Annotated in this window: 17 protein-coding genes and 1 tRNA gene; 10 read left to right on the top strand and 8 right to left on the bottom strand. The window is 68.8% G+C overall.

Features of this window, described 5'->3' with window-relative positions:
- Positions 1–287: 287 nt before the first annotated feature.
- Positions 288–380, top strand: a tRNA-Ser gene (locus tag RAH40_RS07890).
- 143 nt (positions 381–523) lie between these two features.
- Here RAH40_RS07890 and RAH40_RS07885 read toward each other — a convergent pair.
- The gene (locus RAH40_RS07885; protein WP_306601545.1) at positions 524–748 is read right to left on the bottom strand and encodes a hypothetical protein; all 225 of its coding nucleotides are present in this window, start codon (positions 746–748) and stop codon (positions 524–526) included.
- 132 nt (positions 749–880) lie between these two features.
- A complete protein-coding gene (locus RAH40_RS07880; RefSeq protein WP_306601544.1) occupies positions 881–4,051 on the bottom strand; it encodes a lantibiotic dehydratase in 3,171 nt (1,056 codons plus the stop codon).
- Positions 4,052–4,504: 453 nt separating this feature from the next.
- On the opposite strand from RAH40_RS07880, the gene RAH40_RS07875 reads away from it, so the two are divergent.
- From RAH40_RS07875 to RAH40_RS07865, 3 genes are all read left to right on the top strand, one after another.
- Positions 4,505–5,509, top strand: a complete 1,005-nt coding sequence (locus RAH40_RS07875; RefSeq protein WP_306601543.1) for a sensor histidine kinase — start codon at positions 4,505–4,507, stop codon at positions 5,507–5,509.
- Positions 5,510–5,521: 12 nt separating this feature from the next.
- The gene (locus tag RAH40_RS07870; RefSeq protein ID WP_306601542.1) at positions 5,522–6,262 is read left to right on the top strand and encodes a LytTR family DNA-binding domain-containing protein; all 741 of its coding nucleotides are present in this window, start codon (positions 5,522–5,524) and stop codon (positions 6,260–6,262) included.
- A gap of 82 nt (positions 6,263–6,344) precedes the next feature.
- A complete protein-coding gene (locus RAH40_RS07865) occupies positions 6,345–7,877 on the top strand; it encodes a methyl-accepting chemotaxis protein (RefSeq protein ID WP_306601541.1) in 1,533 nt (510 codons plus the stop codon).
- Here RAH40_RS07865 and RAH40_RS07860 read toward each other — a convergent pair.
- The gene (locus RAH40_RS07860) at positions 7,872–8,996 is read right to left on the bottom strand and encodes a molybdopterin molybdotransferase MoeA (RefSeq protein WP_306601540.1); all 1,125 of its coding nucleotides are present in this window, start codon (positions 8,994–8,996) and stop codon (positions 7,872–7,874) included. The genes RAH40_RS07865 and RAH40_RS07860 overlap by 6 nt on opposite strands.
- 37 nt (positions 8,997–9,033) lie before the next feature.
- Between RAH40_RS07860 and RAH40_RS07855 the strand changes: the two genes are divergently transcribed.
- From RAH40_RS07855 to RAH40_RS07835, 5 genes are all read left to right on the top strand, one after another.
- On the top strand, positions 9,034–11,235 hold the full coding sequence (locus tag RAH40_RS07855; protein WP_306601539.1) for a bifunctional (p)ppGpp synthetase/guanosine-3',5'-bis(diphosphate) 3'-pyrophosphohydrolase: 2,202 nt from the start codon (positions 9,034–9,036) through the stop codon (positions 11,233–11,235).
- Positions 11,219–11,842, top strand: coding sequence for a CoA pyrophosphatase (locus tag RAH40_RS07850; protein WP_306601538.1), 624 nt, complete (start codon positions 11,219–11,221; stop codon positions 11,840–11,842). The genes RAH40_RS07855 and RAH40_RS07850 overlap by 17 nt, the downstream gene beginning before the upstream one ends.
- A gap of 69 nt (positions 11,843–11,911) precedes the next feature.
- Complete coding sequence (locus tag RAH40_RS07845) at positions 11,912–12,112, top strand: hypothetical protein (RefSeq protein WP_306601537.1); 201 nt, start codon at positions 11,912–11,914, stop codon at positions 12,110–12,112.
- Between the two features lie 3 nt (positions 12,113–12,115).
- Positions 12,116–13,021 carry a YihY/virulence factor BrkB family protein gene (locus tag RAH40_RS07840; protein WP_306601536.1) on the top strand — a complete coding sequence of 302 codons (906 nt, stop codon included), beginning with the start codon at positions 12,116–12,118 and terminating at the stop codon, positions 13,019–13,021.
- Between the two features lie 284 nt (positions 13,022–13,305).
- Complete coding sequence (locus RAH40_RS07835; RefSeq protein ID WP_306601535.1) at positions 13,306–14,184, top strand: aldo/keto reductase family oxidoreductase; 879 nt, start codon at positions 13,306–13,308, stop codon at positions 14,182–14,184.
- 12 nt (positions 14,185–14,196) lie between these two features.
- Here the strand turns inward: RAH40_RS07835 and RAH40_RS07830 are convergent, their stop codons facing one another.
- From RAH40_RS07830 to RAH40_RS07810, 5 genes are all read right to left on the bottom strand, one after another.
- Entirely contained in the window at positions 14,197–15,369 is a 1,173-nt protein-coding gene (locus RAH40_RS07830; protein WP_306601534.1) for a hypothetical protein, read from the bottom strand.
- Positions 15,366–16,121 carry a bifunctional hydroxymethylpyrimidine kinase/phosphomethylpyrimidine kinase gene (locus RAH40_RS07825; RefSeq protein WP_306601533.1) on the bottom strand — a complete coding sequence of 252 codons (756 nt, stop codon included), beginning with the start codon at positions 16,119–16,121 and terminating at the stop codon, positions 15,366–15,368. The genes RAH40_RS07830 and RAH40_RS07825 overlap by 4 nt, the downstream gene beginning before the upstream one ends.
- A gap of 64 nt (positions 16,122–16,185) precedes the next feature.
- Positions 16,186–16,491, bottom strand: a complete 306-nt coding sequence (locus tag RAH40_RS07820; RefSeq protein ID WP_306601532.1) for a FliM/FliN family flagellar motor switch protein — start codon at positions 16,489–16,491, stop codon at positions 16,186–16,188.
- Between the two features lie 77 nt (positions 16,492–16,568).
- Entirely contained in the window at positions 16,569–17,180 is a 612-nt protein-coding gene (locus RAH40_RS07815) for a flagellar basal body-associated FliL family protein (RefSeq protein WP_306601531.1), read from the bottom strand.
- A 294-nt stretch (positions 17,181–17,474) separates the two neighbouring features.
- Positions 17,475–17,771, bottom strand: coding sequence for an HU family DNA-binding protein (locus RAH40_RS07810; RefSeq protein WP_243333269.1), 297 nt, complete (start codon positions 17,769–17,771; stop codon positions 17,475–17,477).
- Positions 17,772–18,143: 372 nt separating this feature from the next.
- Here RAH40_RS07810 and RAH40_RS07805 point away from each other — a divergent pair, with 372 nt between their 5' ends.
- The gene (locus tag RAH40_RS07805; RefSeq protein ID WP_306601530.1) at positions 18,144–18,944 is read left to right on the top strand and encodes a tRNA pseudouridine(38-40) synthase TruA; all 801 of its coding nucleotides are present in this window, start codon (positions 18,144–18,146) and stop codon (positions 18,942–18,944) included.
- The last annotated feature ends 3 nt before the right edge of the window (positions 18,945–18,947 follow it).

The following is an 18,947-nucleotide window of genomic DNA, read 5'->3' as shown; positions in this document are numbered from 1 at the left end:
GCCTGATGCGGGTTCCCGTGGATACGGACCCCGGACGGCCGGAGTAGGCTACGGGTTCGTTCCCGCCGGGGTGTGATTGAACGGAACGATAGTCTTCCGGTCTTGCATGTCAATAGAAGTCACGGTATTAGCTGGAAAAAAAATACTTATTCAAATTTAATGTCGAAATAGTATTAATTCCAGCGATGTTTCATTGCCTGCAACCCGGCCGTGGGCGGTGGCTTCGCGGCGACCCCGGATGGTACCTTGCCCGGGGCGTCCCCAACGGTTACGATGGAAAGCCACCTGGAGAGATGCCGGAGTGGCCGATCGGGCTCGCCTGCTAAGCGAGTGTATTGGGTAAACCAGTACCGGGGGTTCGAATCCCCCTCTCTCCGCCAGATAGACTGCTAAGCCCCTGCAAAATCAGGGGCTTAGCTTTTTCTGGCCGTGGGAGGCCGTGCGTCCGGAGGAGGGGCCAGCGGTGCATCCCCCCGGCCCCATCCGGCGTGCGTCCACCCCTGGCGGGGGTTCCGGGGGCTTCCTACCACTTCCTTTCGTACCCGATGCCGACGAAAAGGTCGATGAAGGTGCCCAGGCCCCTGCCCGCCGAAGCCAGGACCTGCATCTGCTGGATGTTGAAGGCTCCCGCGCTGGCGTTGGTGTAGAGGCGGACCCGGCCGTCCTTGAACTTGACGGTGAGCTGCCCTTCGCCAAGCTCGTAGGCCTGAATGGCGGATTCTCCGGAACCGTCCGCGTACGGTGTCATCTTTCCTCCCGATGGGTCCCCTTATGCGAGGTGACTCGATCCTGCCCTTCCTGGGGCCGAAACCTCGCGGATTCCCCCGAACCGTCCATTTCCGGGGCCGAACGGGGGGTGGGCGCGGGCTTCGAGGCCGGGTCAGTCCGGGTCCGGGGATCCAGGAAGCCGGAGGGCGGCGCCCAGGCCTTTCCTTTCCCCGCGGTGCCGTTCTTTCGCCTGGGCGGAATCGTACAACCGGGCGAGGAATTCCATGAGCACCCATTCCTGCGCACGCTGGTGGCTTCGGAGAAGGCGATTGAGGTGCATGTGGGAGAGGCTCGAAGCCAGGTCCTGGATCGTCCCCTGCAGCTGGCCCCGGGCCCCGGCCTCCCTCAGGGCCAGGAGCGCGGGGCTCACGGGATCCGCGGCGGGGCCTTCCGGCGCGGGGACCCGCGTCTCCAGGGCCTCCCTGAACCTTCGGAAGGTCTTCCCCGTCCCGGCCGCTCCCGGGTCGCCGAATTCCTTCCGGAAGGCGATTCGTGAATTCACGGCCAGGGCCTTCCTGGCCTGGAGGTCCAGCCCGAGGCCGGTCCAGATCCGGTCGACCTCGGCCAGCCCCCTCTGCCACCGCGTCGCGTGGTCATCCCCCGCAAGGATGGAATCCAGTACCGCCTGGCTGTCCTCATGGAACCAGGCCTCCGCCAGGCGAAGGCCTTCGGGTCCTCCGTAGCGGGCCTGTTCCGGCTCGTAGGTGTCGACCTGGACCTTCCAGAGCAGCCCCTGGCCCCGGAGCCGCTCGAGGTGCTCCGAAAGGCGCGGCAGCCATACGCCGAGCAGCAGGCCCGGAGCCCCATGGAACCGCAACCTGAGGTGATCGCCCGGGTCCCCGTATCGCAGGAAGAACCACTGGTCCCACCACCCCTCCTCCTTCGCCGCGCGAAACGCCGGGGCGAGCTCGGCCAGGATCCGGTCGGCCGCGGCATGCCCGCAGTAGACCTTCAGGAAGAGCCATTCGGACCCCGGCAGGAAGGAGCGGACCTGGGGCGCCTCGAGCGACTGCAGGAGGCGGGCGGGGCTGGGCGGCGGCGGCGGCTCGGATTCGAACGGGACCACCAGCTCGTGGGCGAAGGTTCCCTCGGGGGCCGACGCCAGGCCCTGACCGAAGGGGGGAAAGCACTCCGTGAGGGTGAAGGCCTCCCGCCCCGCCACAAGGTGGCAGAGCGTCTCCACCCAGAGCTCCTGATCGAGGTCGAAGGGGAGGGCGTTGTCCGCGTCGGCGAGCACCACGTGCCGGGGAAGGCCGCGCTGCCTGCGCAGGCGCCCGAAGGCTTCGCAGGCGCTCCGGGAGGCTCCGGCCAAAGCGGCCCGCAGTTCAGGGCCCGACAGCCGCCACCGCGCCTTGCTCAGCACGTGGCGCCCGCAGGTCACCCTGGGCAGGAACGGCAGGTCCGCCAGGGTGCCCCATGACCACCCTCCCGGCGGACATTCCTGGTCCTGGAGGTGCGCCAGGAACCGGTAGGCGGGGGGGCCGAGCCTGAAATTGTGGGCGGTGGAGAGGCGGGGAATCACTTCCTTGCCCAGTCTCGCCGACGCCAGCACCGCGCGGTCGGAAACGACCCGCACCCGCAGGTCCGAAAGCAGGATGGCATGGGACCAGGGGACGCCTGGGGTCGCGAGGACCGGAATCTCGAACGGCCTCAACCGGGGGCGGACCAGGACATTGCCCAGGCGGCCGCCGGGGTTGTGGACCACTTCGGCGAAGACCGCGTCCGGCCTGAGCGCCTCCTCCCGGCGAAGGTCCTCCACCAGCGCGGCCTCGAGTCCGGGTTCGCCGGGGGCGAAACGCCCCAGCAACCGCGCCGAGCTGGGCCCCGAATAGCCTTCCATGAAGAACTGGAAATCCCCCCCGTCCAGCGCGTCCATGGAGGAGGCGGCCAGGACGGCCATGGCGGCGAAGGAGGCCGGCAGGGCCGGAAGGTCCCCCGGCGCCAAGGCGTCCAGGTCCTCCGGGCCCAGGTCCAGGACCCGGGCCCCGTCCAGCCGCTGCAGCCGGCCCGCGAGGAACCGGTCCCTTTCGGGATAGGGGGGAGGCGACGGGCCCTCCCCGGTGGGGATCCCGAGCCCCTCGAGCAGGGGGGAGGCCACCGGGACCTCCCCGTCGAAGCCGATGCCCGACTCCTCGTCCAGGACCTCCAGGAGTGGAACCCACCGATCCCCATAGCGCTCCCGGAAGGCGCTCCGGAACCGCGCCATGGGGCCTCCGGTCCTTGCGGGCGTCACCCGGCGGAGGGTTTCGATGCCCGCCTCCAGCGCGGCGCGGACCGCCCCCGAGAGCATGAGGCCCGGCGCGGGGCGGAACACGTCGACCTGCAGGGGATCCTGCAGGTCCGGCAGTCCGAGCTCCTCCAGCGGCGCCACCACCTGCCGGTACCCTTCCGGGTGGCTCCCGACGGGTGTCCGGCCCAGCTCTCCGATCCCGTTCCGGACCGCCTCCAGGGCTGCCTTCCAGGGGCCGGGCCGGGGACCCTCCCCGGACCGCTCCAACAGCCGGTCGATGGGATCGCCCTGGGTGAGGGGGGGCTGCAGATCCCCGGCCAGGACCTGGGATTCGGCCAGGAGATCCAGGTACGCCCTGGCTTCGTCTTCCCGGGTTCCCATGAAACGGGCCAGCTCCCCGGCCAGCTCCCCGAGCCGGGCGCCCGTGCCGGAACGGTCGATCACCCACCGCAGCGGGCGGGTCTGTTCGACCGCCTCGAGGTGGTAGGCGGCCCCCCTGCCGCCCTCGTGCGAGACCTTCAGATACCGGTACCAGCCCCCGAAGGGGTGCAGGGTCGTGTTGGGCCGGTAGCTTGCGGACGCGACGGCCTGCGGCATGTCCTCCAGAAGGGCCTGCAGCCGCCCCACCACCCCCCAATCCAGCCGCGCATGGCGCCTTGCCTCCTCCCATGGCCCCAGGGCCAGGGAATTGCCATCGCCCCACCCGCCGAGGGAGACGGACGCGAAAAGACCGAAGGGCGTGCATCGGGAGGCCATGCGGGCCAGGTACTTCACCAGGCCATGGTCGAGGTTCCGGGCCTCCTTGCCCCGCAGGCCGCCGTCGGCCCAGGCCTGGATCCGGGATGAAAGGTCCGGCGACGCGACCGCCAAGGCTTCCAGGACGGCGTTCTTCTCCAGGCTCGACCGCATCCTCCGGCGGAGGGCCTCACGCGCCTCCTCCCCGTCCCCGGAGGACGGGCCGTCCTGCGCCCAGGCCTGAAGCACCTCGAGGGGCAGGGCGGGGCTCCGGAGCAGGAACCGGGTTGAAGCATGGCAAAGGGCGGGTGGGCGCATGGTCGGTCTTCCCAGGATCGGAATGGGATTCCAGGTGGCCACGGCCTGGCCGTGAAGCCATGGAATTCGCGTGAACGGTGTTTTTTTTGCGCCCAACCGTTCGGCCGTGGTTTACATTCCGTTCATGGGAATTTCTATAAAGCCGGGTGGGTGGGAGGTTACACCAAGGTTGCGTCCGGTGACGCGACCTTGGAGTTCCCATGACCAGCCCATTCCCCTTTCGGAAGGAATCCCTCCAGCCCGCCAGTGCCGCAAGTGGAAGCCTGGCAGGCAAGTCCCCTTTGAAGCAGGACACCCGGGGGGGGCGCTCGGCGATTAACCATGGAGAGGCCAGCATCACCATCACCACGACCCTCACCCACACCGATTGGCTGGACTGAGCCCATCGGGCCCGCGGACCTGGTCCCCTATGGATTCGGGGCCGCGGGGGCCGGCCGGATCGCCTACTTCCCGATGTGGAAGAGCAGGGTTTCGATCCTGGCCTGCTACCTCCTGTGGGTCCTCGCCGTTCTCGTCGGACACGGCCTGAACGGAAGGCTCGGCAATCCCTGGTTGTGGGGGAACGCGGTCATCTCCCCCTTCACGCACGTCGTGACGTTCGTTTTCCTCGCTCCCCTGCCGTGGCTCCTGACGCAGCGGTTCCGGACTCCCTGGGCCTTCATCCTGGGGCTTCTGCTCTCCCTTGCCGGTTGCGAACTGGTGGCCGCGGCGCTCCCGTTCCCTGATGCCTGGATGCTTGCCAATGGCCGATTCGATTTCAATTTCCGCAAGGTCGTCCTCCTCTACACGTCCCTGGTGGGGCCGGCCCTGATGGTCGTGGGAGGTCTCATCGCCGCCCGGGCCCGTTCCGAAGAACTTCGAGAAGCCTCGATGACCGAAGCCCAGATCGCCAAGACGCGGCTCCTCCAGAGCCAGATCCATCCCCATGTGCTTTTCAACGCACTGAACGGGTTGGCGGAGCTGGTCCACAAGGACCCCGTGTCGGCGGAGCGGGCCATCCATCACCTTTCGGACCTCCTGCGGCGGATCCTGCGGGCCTCGGAACAGGCGACCTTCCCCCTTGGCGAGGAGCGCAGCCTCGTGACGGACTATCTGGCCATCGAATCCATGCGCCTGGGAAGCCGGCTCCGGGTGGCCTGGGAGTGGGACGACCGCCTGGATACCCTGGAAATCCCGCCCCTCCTTCTGCAACCGCTCGTGGAGAACGCCATCAAGCACGGGATTTCCCCGAGTCTCGAGGGCGGCGACCTGATCGTCCGGGCGCAGGGGGCGGACGGCCTGGTCACCTTCCAGATCTGGAATTCCGGTGAGCCCTTCCTCCTGAAACGGCAAAGCCAGGGCGTCGGCGTGAAGAACCTCAGGGCCCGCCTGGCGCTTGCCTACGGGGACGAGGCGCAGTTCTCGCTGGGAGCCTCCGAAGGCGGCACCCTCGCCCGGATCGAACTTAAAATCCTCTAGGGGTCTCTACCCATGCGACGTCTGAATGCCTTGGTCGTGGATGATGAACCTTTGGCCCGGGAACGAATGACGCGGCTCCTCGAGGAGGCCGGCTGCGAAGTGGTCGGCAACCTCGGGAATGGCCTGGCCCTCCTGGAGTGGCTCCAGGGGCCCGCCGAGGCTGACGTGATCTTCCTCGACATCCAGATGCCGGGACCCAATTGCATGGAGGTCCTGGCCGACGCGCGGAATCCCCCCCCGGTCGTATTCGTGACGGCCTTTTCGGAATACGCGGTCCGGGCCTTCGAACTCTCGGCGGTGGACTACCTCCTGAAGCCCGTTTTCGAGGAACGCCTGTTCAAGTGCCTCCAGCGGGTCCGGGAGCGCCTGGTCCGGCGCCTCAGCCCCTCCGAGTTGCGCAGCCTTCTCCCCACGCTCCCGCGGTTTCCGATCCTTGCGGGGGAAGGGGAGATCTTCATGGAATTGAGCCACGTGACCCATTTCGAGCTCAGCCAGGACCGGGTCTGGGCGTTCCGGGGCCTGAACAGGTACCTGACCCGCTGGACCACGCTTTCCGATGTGGAGGACGCGTTCCCCGAGGAAGGCATGCTGCGCATCCAGCGCCACATCCTCCTGCGCCCCGAAATGGTCAGGGGGTTCCGGCCCCTGGCCACGGGAAGGATCAAGGTGCTGGTCGCGCCCCGGGTGGAACTGACCGTCAGCCGGGCCATGACGCCGACGACCCGGAAACGGATCGACCCGGCCACGAAGTGACCTTCGGTCCGGGCCTTGAAAAAATTAAGGGCCGCTTGTGGATTGCCGATAATCAGCACAAATCCCTTCTCCGGAGCCTTCCATGGCCAAGCGTGGTCTGGCGTTGAAGTTCTTCCTTCCCGTCGGCGGCGCCCTGGCCCTGGTGGTGGGGGTGGTGGTGCTCTTCATCGGGTCCCTCCAGACCCGGAGGGCGGAGCAGGCCTTCCGGGAGCACCTCACCTCCCTGGCCACCACCTCCCGGTCCATGATGCATTCGGAGGCGGAGGACTACTGCCGCTCCCGGGGCATGAAGTTCCACCGGGTCATCGTGGGGGACAAGGCCGAGGCCGGGGAGGAGGGCGCCTACGAGCAGAGCGTCCTGCGGTCCTTCGGGGGCGACGCGAAGCTGGAGTCGATGGCCCGGGAGTTCACGGACGGCGAAGGCAGACCCAACCTCGTGGCCTTCGCCCCGGCCCGGATCGCCGAATCCTGCGTGACCTGCCACCAGGCCTTCGGCATCGACCGGTTCAAGGGAAGCAAGGTGGGGGACCTGGTGGCGGCCTTCGGGGTCTCCGTCTCCATGGAGCCCCTGCGCCGGGAGGTGCGCAACCTCAGGATCCTGTGCCTGGGGGCTGGGCTCCTGGTGCTCGCGGCGATCAGCGCCCTGATCACCTACTTCGTCCGGCGGGTCATCCTGGCCCCCCTGGCTGAACTGTCAGGGTCGATCCTGAGGATCGCCCAGGGGGATCTCACCGTCCGCACCGAGGTGCGCAGCGACGACGAGATCGGCCAGCTGGGGTCGGCCTTCAACGGGATGGTCCACGACCTCAACGGGGCGCTGCTCAGGGTGGAGAAGGCCTCGGAACAGGTGGCCTCGGGCAGCACCGAACTCGCGGCCAGCGCCGACGAGATGGTGCGGACGGTGGACGACGCGGCCCGGGGGGGCGAGGCCCTGCGGGAGGCCGGACAGCAGGTGATGACGGCCCTGCAGCGCCTCATGGGCAACGTCCAGGCCATGGACGAGCACACCCGGCGCACGGTGGCGGAGACCGGCGTCGCGGTGCGGGACACGGACCAGGGCGCCCTGGCCGGCCAGGGCGCGGCACAAGGGATGCAGCAGATCGAACAGGCCACCTCCCGCATCAACCAGGCCATCCGGGTCATCCAGGACATCGCCCGGCAGACCAACCTGCTTTCGCTCAACGCCGCCATCGAGGCCGCCAAGGCCGGGGCCCAGGGCAAGGGCTTCGCCGTGGTGGCCGAGGAGGTCCGCAAGCTGGCCGAACGCAGCGCCCTGGCCGCCCGGGAGATCGAGGAGATCATCGGCCAGACCCAGGACGCCGTGAAGGGCGGGGTGCAGAGCGTCGCCACCACCCTGGAGCGCCTGGACGACATCCGGAGCCGCATCTCCGAGGTGTCCGGCAGCATCCGCGGCATCGAGGGCCTCGCACGGGAACAGGGGCAGACCGGGGTGGAGGTGAAGGGCCTGATGGAGCACACCTCCACCCGCCTGGAGCAGAACGCCGCGGCCACCGCGGAGCTGTCGGCCACCGTCCACGAGATCACCCGGACCGCAGAGGAACTCTCCGGCGTTGCGGAGGAGATGAAGGACCTGGTGCAGAAGTTCAGGCTATAGGACGTCCAGGTACCGGGTCGGGCCGGCCTCCATTCCGCCCTCGGGCACCCACGCGAAGGCGTCGGCCTGGGCCAGGCGCACCAGGTCCGCGGAGCCCTTGCTTTCCAGGGGATGGAGTTCCTTCCCGTCGCGCCGGCAGGGCTGGAGCAGGGGCCGGTCCCCGGGGTTGCGCACCGCGGCGGCCAGGCGCCCCTCCTTCCACGGGTCGGGGGCGCGCCGGCCCTGGATCCCCGCCATGGCCACGGGCAGGAAGAGCAGGGCGTTCATGTAGGAGGACACCGGGTTGCCGGGGAGGCCCAGGATCACCCGCCCGTCCAGGAGGGCCGTGAGCATGGGCTTGCCGGGCTTGAGGCGGATCTTGTGGAAGAGGATGCGGGCGCCCAGGTCCTCCAGGACCCGGGGGAGGTGGTCCTTGTCCCCGGCCGACACGCCGCCGGAGGTGACCAGTATCTGCAGGGAGCCCAGGCCCCGGAGGAAGTCGCGCACGGCCTCGGGGCGGTCCGGGAGGGGGGGGAGCCGGACCACGTCGGCGCCCAGGGCGTGGGCCAGGGCCTCCAGCATGGGCCCGTTGCTGTCCCGGATCTGGTGGGGCGCGGGACGGTCGGTGAGCTCGTCGCCGGTGGGGACGATCCCCACGCGGACCCGTGCGAGGGGGGGCGCCGGCATCCCCACCTGGGCCAGGAGACCCGCCCGGCCCGCTCCCGCCGCGGCGCCGGCGGCCAGAAGCAGGTCCCCCTTCCGGGCCTGGGAGCCCCGGGGGCGCACATTGGATCCGGGCGGGGGGGGCGCCGCCGGGGTCAGGCCCTCGGGCCCCTGGACGAGGTCCTCCACGGGCACCACGGCGTCGGCCCCGGGGGGCAGGGCGGCCCCGGTCATGATGCGCACGCAGGTGCCGGGTTCCACCCGGAAGGCGGCGGGGTCGTCCCCGGCGAAGAGGGTGCCCAGGACCCGGCGGGGCGCGGCGAGGTCCCGGCTGCTGAGGGCGGCTCCGTCCATGGAGCTCAGGTCCAGGGCCGGATCGTCCCGGTCGGCGCGGATTTCCGGGGTTTCCGGGGGAGGAAAGGCGGCGGCCAGGATCCGGAGGGCATCTTCAAGGGGGAGGAGGGGGGCGGCGCACATGGTATATATCGTAGTCGAGGGGGATTGGGATAGGAGCATGACAACGACGGTCGTGAATGACGCCTCCCCTGGCGGGGGCTCGTGCCTTACTCTCGAAGGGGCCTACGACCAGGTCCGCTCCAAGTTCCTCTTCCACCACCCCGACGGCGACACCGCGCTGCTCGACCGGGCCTTCAAGGTCGGCAAGAAGATGCACGCCACCCAGAAGCGCAAGAGCGGCGAGCCCTACTTCTTCCACCCCCTGGCCGTGGCGGACTCCCTGGCGGAGTGGCGCCTGGACGCGGTGAGCGTGGCCTGCGCCATCCTCCACGACACGGTGGAGGACACCCTCATGACCATCGAGGAGGTCCGCAAGCAGTTCGGGGAGGAGGTGGCCGACATCGTCGACGGCCTCACCAAGATGAGCAAGCTCAGCTTCACGGACCGCACGCTGCTCAACGCCGAGAACGTGCGCAAGCTCCTGGTGGCCATGGGCAAGGACGTGCGCGTGCTGCTGGTCAAGCTCGCCGACCGGCTCCACAACATGCGCACCCTGGCCTCCATGCGGGAGGAGAAGCGCCGCCGAATCGCCCGGGAGACCCTGGAGCTCTACGCGCCGCTGGCCAACCGCCTGGGCATGGGCACCGTGCGCGCCGAGCTGGAGGACCTGGCATTTGCCAACCTCGAGCCCGAGCGGTTCGCGGAGATGCGCAAGGTCATCGACCAGAAGCGCAGCAAGAGCGCGCCCATGGTGGAGGAGATCAAGAAGACGCTCCAGTCCGCCCTGCGGGCGCAGGGCATCCACGCCGAGATCCTCTACCGGGAGAAGCACCTCTACGGCATCTGGAAGAAGATGGGACTCCAGGAGAAGAGCCTGGACGACATCCACGACTGGCTCGCCTACCGCATCCTCTGCCCCGACCGGGCCTCCTGCTACACGGCCATGGGCCTGGTGCACGCCCTCTACAAGCCCATCCCGGGCCGGTTCAAGGACTACATCAGCCTGCCCAAGGACAACGGCTACCAGAGCATCCACACCAGCGTGCTCATGCCCGGCGGGGACTCCTTCGAGGTGCAGTTCCGCACCCAGGACATGGACGACCACGCCGAGGCCGGCATCGCCGCCCATTGGACCTACAAGGAAGGCAAGATCGCCAACAAGCAGGAGATCAACCAGGCCTCCTTCCTGCGGCGAATGGTGGAGCTGCACCAGGAGTCCCGGGACAGCCGGGACCTGGTGGCCAACCTCAAGGGCGAGCTCAGCTTCCAGCGCATCCAGGTGTTCACGCCCAAGGGCGACCTGCGCAGCCTGCCGGAGAACTCCACCCCCATCGACTTCGCCTACTCCATCCACACCGAGGTGGGCCACCACTGCGTGGGCGCCAAGGTCAACGGGCGCATGGTGCCGCTGCGCCACCCCCTCCAGAACGGCGACCGCGTGGAGATCTTCACGAGGGCCGACCACAAGCCCAGCCGCGACTGGCTGAGCGTGGTGGTGTCGGCCGGGGCCAAGGCCAAGATCCAGACCTACATCCGCGAGGAGGAGCGGGCCCACGCGATCCTGATCGGCAAGGAGCGCCTGGACCGGGAGGCCCGCACCCTGGGCATCCGCCTGGACGCGCCCGAGTCCCACGTGGCCCTGGAGGCCCGGCTCAAGGAGCTCAAGATCCCCTCCTGGGACGCCTTCTACGCCCAGGTGGGCTTCAACCGCATCACCTGCCGCAAGCTCCTGGAGCCCCTGGTGCCCGAGGCGTCCAAGGCCGCCAAGGAGGAGAAGCCGCCCGAGGTCTTCCACGACACGGTGCTGGTGGACGACAACGTGGGGATCCTCTACTCCCTGGCGGTGTGCTGCAAGCCCATCTGGGGCGACGAGATCGTCGGCTACACCACGAGGGGCCGCGGCATCTCCATCCACCGGGCCAACTGCCCCCACCTCAGCTCGTCGGCCCCCAATCCGGAGCGCCTGGTGAGCGTGGCCTGGGGCAAGGCCTCCAAGGGGCTCTTCAACACAGAGCTGGTGGTGACCACCGAGGACCGCCCCGGCATGGTGGCCTCCATCTCCAACGCCATCCAGAAGGCCGGCCACAACATGCAGCGGTTCAGCGGGTCCAGCTCCGAGGAGGGCGGCGGGGTCTTCTACATCGCCCTGAGGGTGAAGGACCGCAACCACATCGTCGAGCTCATGGGCACGATCCGGAAGCTCAAGGGCGTCTTCACCGTCGATCGCGTCAGGGGGTCCTATTTTGGAACCATCAAATAGATGGGTCCCGCCCCCCGGGGGCGAGCCCGTGGCCTGGGCCCGGGTGGAGGAGAGCCTGCGCATCGCCCAGCGCTGGCCGAACCCCTTCAAGCTGTCCCCGAGGACGCCCGAGAACCCCCGGCGCGCCGCGGTGGCGGTGCTGCTCTGGGGGGACGCCCGGGGCGCCCGGGAGGTGGTGCTGGTGCAGCGGGGCTCCACCGCGCCCCAGCACGCCGGGGAGCTGGCCTTCCCCGGGGGCATGGCCGAGCCCGGGGACCGGGACCTCACCGCCACGGCCCGCCGCGAACTGGAGGAGGAGCTGGGGGTGAAGGACGGCCTGTGGGAGATGGGATGCTTCCCCGACGGGGTGGCCAAGGCCCACACCCGGTTCACGCCGCTCTTCCTGCGCTGGGAGGACCCGGAGCCCCGGTTCACGCTCAGCTCGGAGATCCAGGCCGTCCTGCGCCTGCCCCTGGAGCCCCTGATGAGCGCTCCTTGGGGGATGCAGCGCCTTGAGCTGAGGGGCACGGCCCTGGACATCCCCCGGCTGGAACTGCCCACGGCGCCCCTCTGGGGGGCCACCGCCTTCGTCCTCAAGGCCTGGCTGGACGTGCTGCGCAACACCTGACGGGCTGATACCCTGTTGTCCTGGCCCAGAGCCTGCGCCCTCCCACCTCCCGAACCCACAGGTCCCCCCGTGAAATTCCTCAGCAGCCACGTGATCCAGTTCCTCATCATGGGCGTCGGGGTCTCCGTGATCCTGGGCCTGCTCACGCCCACGTCCCGGCCCGAGCGCACCCGCCAGAGCATCCTGAAGTACGCCGGGGGCCTCCTGGGCATCGGCCTCATCCTCGCGTGGGTGATGTACGTCCTGCCCCAGCATCCCATCAGGTTCTAGGGCATGGAACAGTCGCTCCTGGGATTTCGCACGAGCCTGGCGAACCACGCCAGCGGCCTGTACGGCCGGGCCGCGCGGGCCTTCCCCCCCCTGGGGGAGGCGGGATCCTTCATCCGCGAAGTCCTGCGGAAGTACCACCATGACGACTGCCTCTCCTATGCGGCCAGCCTCAGCTTCTTCCTCACCATCTCGCTGATCCCGCTGACGACGCTGTTCTTCAAGCTGCTCGTGCTGATGCTGGGCAGCGGGGCCTACAGCGCCTCCCTGCAGCGGGCCATCGGGACCATGTATCCCTACCTGCCCCAGGGCTTCATCAGCGACAGCATCGCCCACAGCCGGAAGATCGGCGGCATCGGCCTGAGCTGGGTGGTGCTCCTCGTCGGCGCGCACTGGGGCGTGAACCAGCTGGACCGCTCCCTGTCCCACATCTTCGGCCTGCGCATCAAGGTGCACCGCCAGACCCGCAAGCACAACCTGCTGCGGCGCCTGGGCGTGGTGCTCATGGGCCTGGCCTTCCTGGTGATCCTCCTGACGGCGGGCTTCGAGTGGAGCCTGCGCCGCCAGGCCCCGTTCTCCCCCATCCTGATGTACACCTTCCTGCCCCCATGCCTGGGCCTCCTGCTCATCACCCTCATCCTCCAGCACATCCCCCGGCGCCACGTGAAGTTCCGCCACGCCTTCCTGGGCGCGGCGGTCACCACCCTCCTCTGGTGGGTGGCCAAGGTGGGCTTCGGCTACTACCTGATCCACACCCCCACCTGGGGCATCCTGTACGGCTCCCTGGGCAGCCTCATGGCGGCGCTGGTCTTCCTCTACTACAGCTGCGCGATCTTCATGCTGGGGGCGGAGGTGACCGCCGCGTTCTACCGGCACGAGACCGGGACGCACGACATATTCCGGGGACACTAGGCCTGTCGGCAGACCTGGAGTAATTCCAAACAAAGATAAGTGGCAACTCCCAGGAGAACCCATCCCCTTTTATCCCAAATATCTGCGTTAATCCCTGTTTCGGCAGGGCCAACGCTGGGATGGGTCGCAGCAGGTGTTATCGGACATCCTCCACCTCGAGTATCAAGCCCCCCGTTCCATCCCCAGGCATCATTCCCGGCCAGCGAATCTCGATCTTCGCTTTGCCGGCACGGCCTACCATATCGGGACACCCCAGCGGGTCACCCGAGATCGGAGACACACCCATGACCAGACGGACCCAGCTTTCCGGCACCTTCAAATTCCCCGGCACGACGATCGCGGTCCACCGCATCGGCTACGGCGCCATGCAGCTCGCCGGCCCCCACGTCTTCGGGCCGCCCCGCGACCGCCCCGAAGCCGTCGCCGTCCTGCGCGAGGCGATCGCCTCCGGCGTCGATCACATCGACACCAGCGATTTCTACGGCCCTCACATCACCAACCGGATCATCAGGGAAGCGCTTCATCCCTATCCCGAAGGCCTCACCATCGTCACCAAGGTCGGTGCCCGCCGGGGGGATGACGGCTCGTGGATTCTCGATCGTTCCCGTGAAAACCTGATCGGGAGCGTCCACGACAACCTGCGCAACCTCGGCCTCGAAACCCTCGATATCGTCAACCTGCGCATGGGCGGCATGTTCGCGCCGGAGCCCGGATCCCTTGCGGAACCTCTCAACGTGCTCATCGAACTCAAGCGGCAGGGCCTCGTTCGCCACATCGGCCTCAGCACCGTCACGCCGGACCAGTTCGTCGAGGCCCAATCCCTGACAGACGTCGTCTGCGTTCAGAACTTCTACAATCTGGCCAACCGCGGCGATGATGCGTTCATTGACCGCCTCGCCCTGCAGGGCATCGCCTATGTCCCGTACTTCCCCCTCGGCGGTTTCAGCCCGCTGCAGTCCTCCGTCCTGGATTCGGTCGCAGCCTCACTCGGCGTCACACCCATGCAGGTCGCCCAGGCGTGGCTCCTGCATCGCTCCCCCAACATCCTGCTCATCGCTGGAACCTCCAGCCGCATCCACCTGCGTGAAAACCTCGGCGTGGCCAGCCTGAAGCTCGCACCCGAGGTCATCGAGCAGCTTGATTCCGCCGGCCCCGCAAGGTGACGAAGGGAGGGACTAGAGGTCGTCGAACAGGGAAGGCTGGAGGACCTGGGTGGTGTCGGCCAGGGGCGGGTAGTCCTTGAGGGCCGCCCAGGGACGCTCCGGCGTGAACGGGCCGGGGGGCTCCACGTCGGGGGGGAACCAGCGGATGGAGGGGGGGGTCTGAAGCGCGCCCAGGAAGGCCTGGACGGCGCCCTCCAGGGGCACCGCGGGCACCCGCAGGCGCGCCTCGGGCGGCAGGAGCACTTCGGCCAGGGCGCGGGGGAAGGCGCAGCGGGACTCCAGGGAGACCGGGTCCCGCGGGTCGGCGCCCAGGCCGGGGGTGAAGGTGGGGGGCGCGGGGGGCAGGGGCAGGGCGGCGCGCCAGGGCAGGCCCTCGTTCATGGCCTGGCGGCCCAGGTCGGCGGCGGCGCGGTGGCTGGCGCTCACGCCGGCGTGGATGGGGCAGCGCAGGGTCTTCTCCAGGTGGGCGGTGAGGGCCTGCACGGCCTGGGCGGCCCGGTCCCAGTCGGCTCCCGACAGCTGCCACTCCCGGCCGCCCAGGAAGGACACGCGCCAGCCGGTGCGCCGGCGCTGGAAGGGCAGGGCCATGGGCCAGGCGCCGGCCTCCATGCGCAGGCTGATGGCCTTCTCCGAGCGCGCCTGGGCGTCCTCCAGCAACCGTGCCAGCTCCGCCGGGTCCTGGTGCTCCACGGCTCCCAGGGGCAGGATGAGCTCGCCCCAGAGCCAGCCGGGGTTGTCCGTCTCGGCGGCGCCGCCCTTGCCGGGCAGGGACCAGGCTCCGGAATCCTGCGGTACCCAGGCGATCCGGCCCTGGCGCCAGGCCAGACCCAGCTCGCCCCCGGGCATCCGGGGAGCGTGGAAGGCGATCCGGGCCGGTTCCCGGAACAGGTCGGCGAAGCCCTCGTCCTTCACGTGCAGGGTGAGGCCGGGGGTGTGGGTGAGCAGCTTCCACCAGCCCAGGCGCACCTCGGGGGCGAGCTCCCGGATCCAGTCCACGGGTCCGTCCCACAGGAGCGAGAAGCCCCGGGGCAGGCGCCCCGCCAGGTCCGTCAGCACCCCGAGGCCCTCCCAGGGCGCCGTGGCGACGGACATGGCCGCGTCCAGGGCGCGCACGCCGCCCCAGCCGGCGTAGGGGACGTCGTCGCCGGTGTGGAGCAGCCAGCCCCGTCCTTCCTGGCGCCTCACGCCCGCACCGCGGGTGCGAAGCAGGGCCGGCCCTGGCCTCCGGGGCGCGCCCCGGGCTCCCAGGCGTCCCGCAGGAAGCCGGCGGCGGCCGAGGCCGCCTCCGGGCCCTCCAGGCCCCTCAGGCGGAATCCCAGCCAGGCCGCGGCCAGGGTGCACCCGGTGCCGCGGCGGTCCCCGGGAAGCCGGGCCTTGCGGCCGAGGCTGAGGGCGCCCGATGCCGTGATCCAGAAATCCTCCACCGTGTCCCCGGCGCCGTGGCCGCCCTTGAGCCACACGGCCTCTGCGCCCATCTCCAGCAGGGGCCGGCCCAGGCTCGCAGGATCCGCGTCCCGGGGCAGGCCCGCCAGGGCCGCGGCCTCGAGAAGGTTGGGGGAGACCACCCAGGGGCCGGAGCGGAGCAGGAGCCCGGCCATGGCCCGCAGGCCGCCGGCATCGTGGAGGCCCACCCCCGAGGTGGGGGCGAGGATGGGGTCCCAGATGCGCGCCGCGGGCCCCTGGGTCTCGAGGCGGGTGGCCAGGTCCCGCAGGGTGCCCGGCTCCAGGGCGCAGAGCCCCAGCTTCACCCCCCAGGCGCCCCCCAGGTGCGGGACCAGGGCGTCGAAGACGGGCAGCGGGTTCCGGGGGGGCCGGATGGCCAGGCAGACCAGGCCGTTCTGCACCGTGTCGGCCGTGCTCACGGCCATGGGATGGACACCCAGGGCCGCCAAGGTCATGACATCCCGCAGGATCCCGGCACCCGCGGACGGATCCATGCCACCGAGGCAAAGGGCCACGGGGACGGCGGGAGAGGAGGCGTCGGTCACGTTATAGAGGATATTAGACCTTCCGGTGCGGGTCGATGATCTCCACGATCCGCAGGCCCAGCGAGTCCTCCAGCACCGTGACCTCGCCGCGCATGACGGGGCGGCCCTTGCACAGGACCTCCATGGGTTCGCCGGCGCTCTTCTTGAGCTCCACCAGGGAGCCCACGTCCAGGTCCAGGAGTTCCCGGATGGTCATGGTGGCCGTGCCCAGCTGGATCTCCAGCCGGAACCGGGTGTCGATGAACGGCATCAGCTCCCCGATCACCGTCTCGAAGGTGAGGACGCGGTCGGTGTCGAGCCTGTCGCTGCGCTTGGCCATGGGGATCCGGGAAGGGGCGCCCGTCAAGAAACGGACGCATGACTAGGTATCGGCAACCGCTGTGCCAGACTTGCCCCCTATTGCTGGAGGGCCCAGTCCACGATCAGGACGTCCTTGATGGGGGGCTTGACCTTCTTGCCGGACTTCTTGGCCTTGTCCAGCTCCTCCTTGGAGTGCTTGTTCGCGAACTTGGCGTTGAGCTTCTCCTTGATCTCCTGGCGGATGGACTCCCGGGTCTCCATGTCGGAGGCGGCTTCCACCGTCTTGCCGGAGATGGCTTCCAGGACCATGGACCGGATGATGCTGTTTTCCGGGGAGGGCTTGTCGCTGGCGGCCAGCTTGCCCAGTTCGTGGTTCCGGAAGAGGATGTGGATGTCGCACTTGAGGAAGGCGTTCTTGCGTCCCTCGAGGTTCACGATGAGGCGGTTGAGGGTCATGACCGGGGGGCCCGAGGCGCCTTCGCCCTCGCCGCCCTTGGCCGGAGCCTCCTCCTCGTCGTCCTCCTCCTCCTTGGCGGCGCCCTTGGCCTCGCCCTCCTTGGGCGCGGCCCCCTCGTGCTGGGCGGCGTCCCCGGGCAGGGCCGCGGCGACCTTCTTGGCGCTCATGCTCTTCCAGACGAAGAACCCGCCCCCGCCCAGGAGCAGGAGGACCACCAGTCCGATGCCGCCGAATATGATCATCTTCTTCATGAGTGCTCCCGATCCATGGTCCCGAACCTTTTCAAATGGACAAGCCATCTTATCGGAAGGGGGAGCCCTCGCCCTGAATCTTGGCACCGAACCAGCAATTCCAGGGGCGGAGGCCACCCCTGCCAACGGGTCCGGCATTTCCAGGACCCGATTCCCATGAAAGGACGCGGAGCGGGGCGTTTGACCCGTTCGGGGCAATGGGGACGATAGCGGTCCCATTTTGCACGCGATCCGGAATCTCGGCCAAAAAACAAGCGGCCCGGTAACCGGGCCGCTTGGGGGGATCGGTAAAGCCTACTTCTTCTTCTTGCCGCCCTTGCCGTTGACGTCGTCAGCGAGCTTCTTGCCGGGCTTGAACTTGGCGACCTTCTTGGCGGCGATCTTGATCTTCGCGCCGTCACGGGGGTTGCGGCCCGTGCGGGGTCCGCGGGTGGCGACGGAGAAGGTGCCGAAGCCAACGAGGGTGACCTTGTCGCCGGCGCGCAGGGCGGCGGAGACGCTGGCGATGATGGTATCCAGGGCGGCGGCGGCCTTGGACTTGTTGATGTCAGCCTTCTCAGCGACGGCGCTGATCAGTTCGGCCTTGTTCATGAGGAAACCTCCAAAATGGGGACTTGTATCCCCGGTGGAAAGGAAACGGCGGGGGGGGGATTTGGGAAGACCCGCCGGTGCTCAGTTCTAAAGGGAGTAATGCCCTGAAACCCTTATGGATTCTAGTCTTCAACTAAACTACCAGCAGGTTAGGCCTGCGATGTAAAGGTGTCAAGGCTTTCCGGGATTTTTTTTTTGAAGAATGGCGGCAATGGGACGTCTAGGTACCGGGCCACCCCTTCGACTGGCCCATACCAAGGGTCATAACCCAAGCAGGAATTACATATGCTGATTCCACGCGGCTCCTGGGGGGGGCGGTGCCCCGAAGACCGCCCGTATGGGGAATCCGCGCCGTGGGGATAGAATGGACCCATGGCCTACCCTTATTTCCTCCGCTGTGCCTACGTGGGCACGGGCTTTTCCGGGTTCCAGATCCAGTCGACCCTGCGCAGCGTCCAGGGGGATCTGTGGAAGGCCCTGCGCACCTTCGAGCCCGGCGCCCCCATGCCCCAGGGCACGGGGCGCACCGACGCCGGGGTCCACGCCCGGGCCCAGGGCGTGCTGGTGCAGCTCTCGAAACCCTGGGACCCCTACCGGCTCCTGGCCGCATTCAACGCCCACCTGGCCCCGGACGTGCGGATCATGGCGGTCCTCCCCGCCCCCGAAGGGTTCTTCCCCCGGGCCCACGCCGTGGCCAAGCGCTACGTGTACCGCCTGCAGGAGGGTCCCGCCGCGGACCCGTTCCTGCACCAGCGGCGCTGGCACGTGCACGGCGCCCAGCCCCTGGACCGCGGCGCCATGGCCGAGGCCTGCGCGCACCTGGAGGGGGTCCACGACTTCTCCAGCTTCAGGCACCAGGAGTGCGCCGCCCTGTCCCCCGTCAAGGAGATCTACGCCATCCGCATGGAAGGGCGGGGGCCGGCCCTGGACCTCGTCTTCGAGGGGAACCGGTTCCTCATGCACATGGTGCGCATCCTGGCGGGGACCCTCATGGAGGTGGGCAAGGGCCGCTACCGGGCGCAGGACGTGCCCGCCATGCTGGAGGCCCGGGACCGCTCCAGGGCCGGCATCACCGCCCCCCCCCACGGCCTCTACCTTGAAGAAGTCTGGTACCAGAGGAGATGGGGCATCCTCGAGCCCTCCCCCTGGCCGGAGGAGCCGCCCCGGGACTGAACG

This window comes from Geothrix sp. 21YS21S-2 (assembly GCF_030846775.1).
In the GTDB taxonomy this organism is placed as follows: domain Bacteria; phylum Acidobacteriota; class Holophagae; order Holophagales; family Holophagaceae; genus Mesoterricola.
Note: the sequence above shows the minus strand (reverse complement) of the source record. Positions and strands in the feature narration are given on the sequence as shown.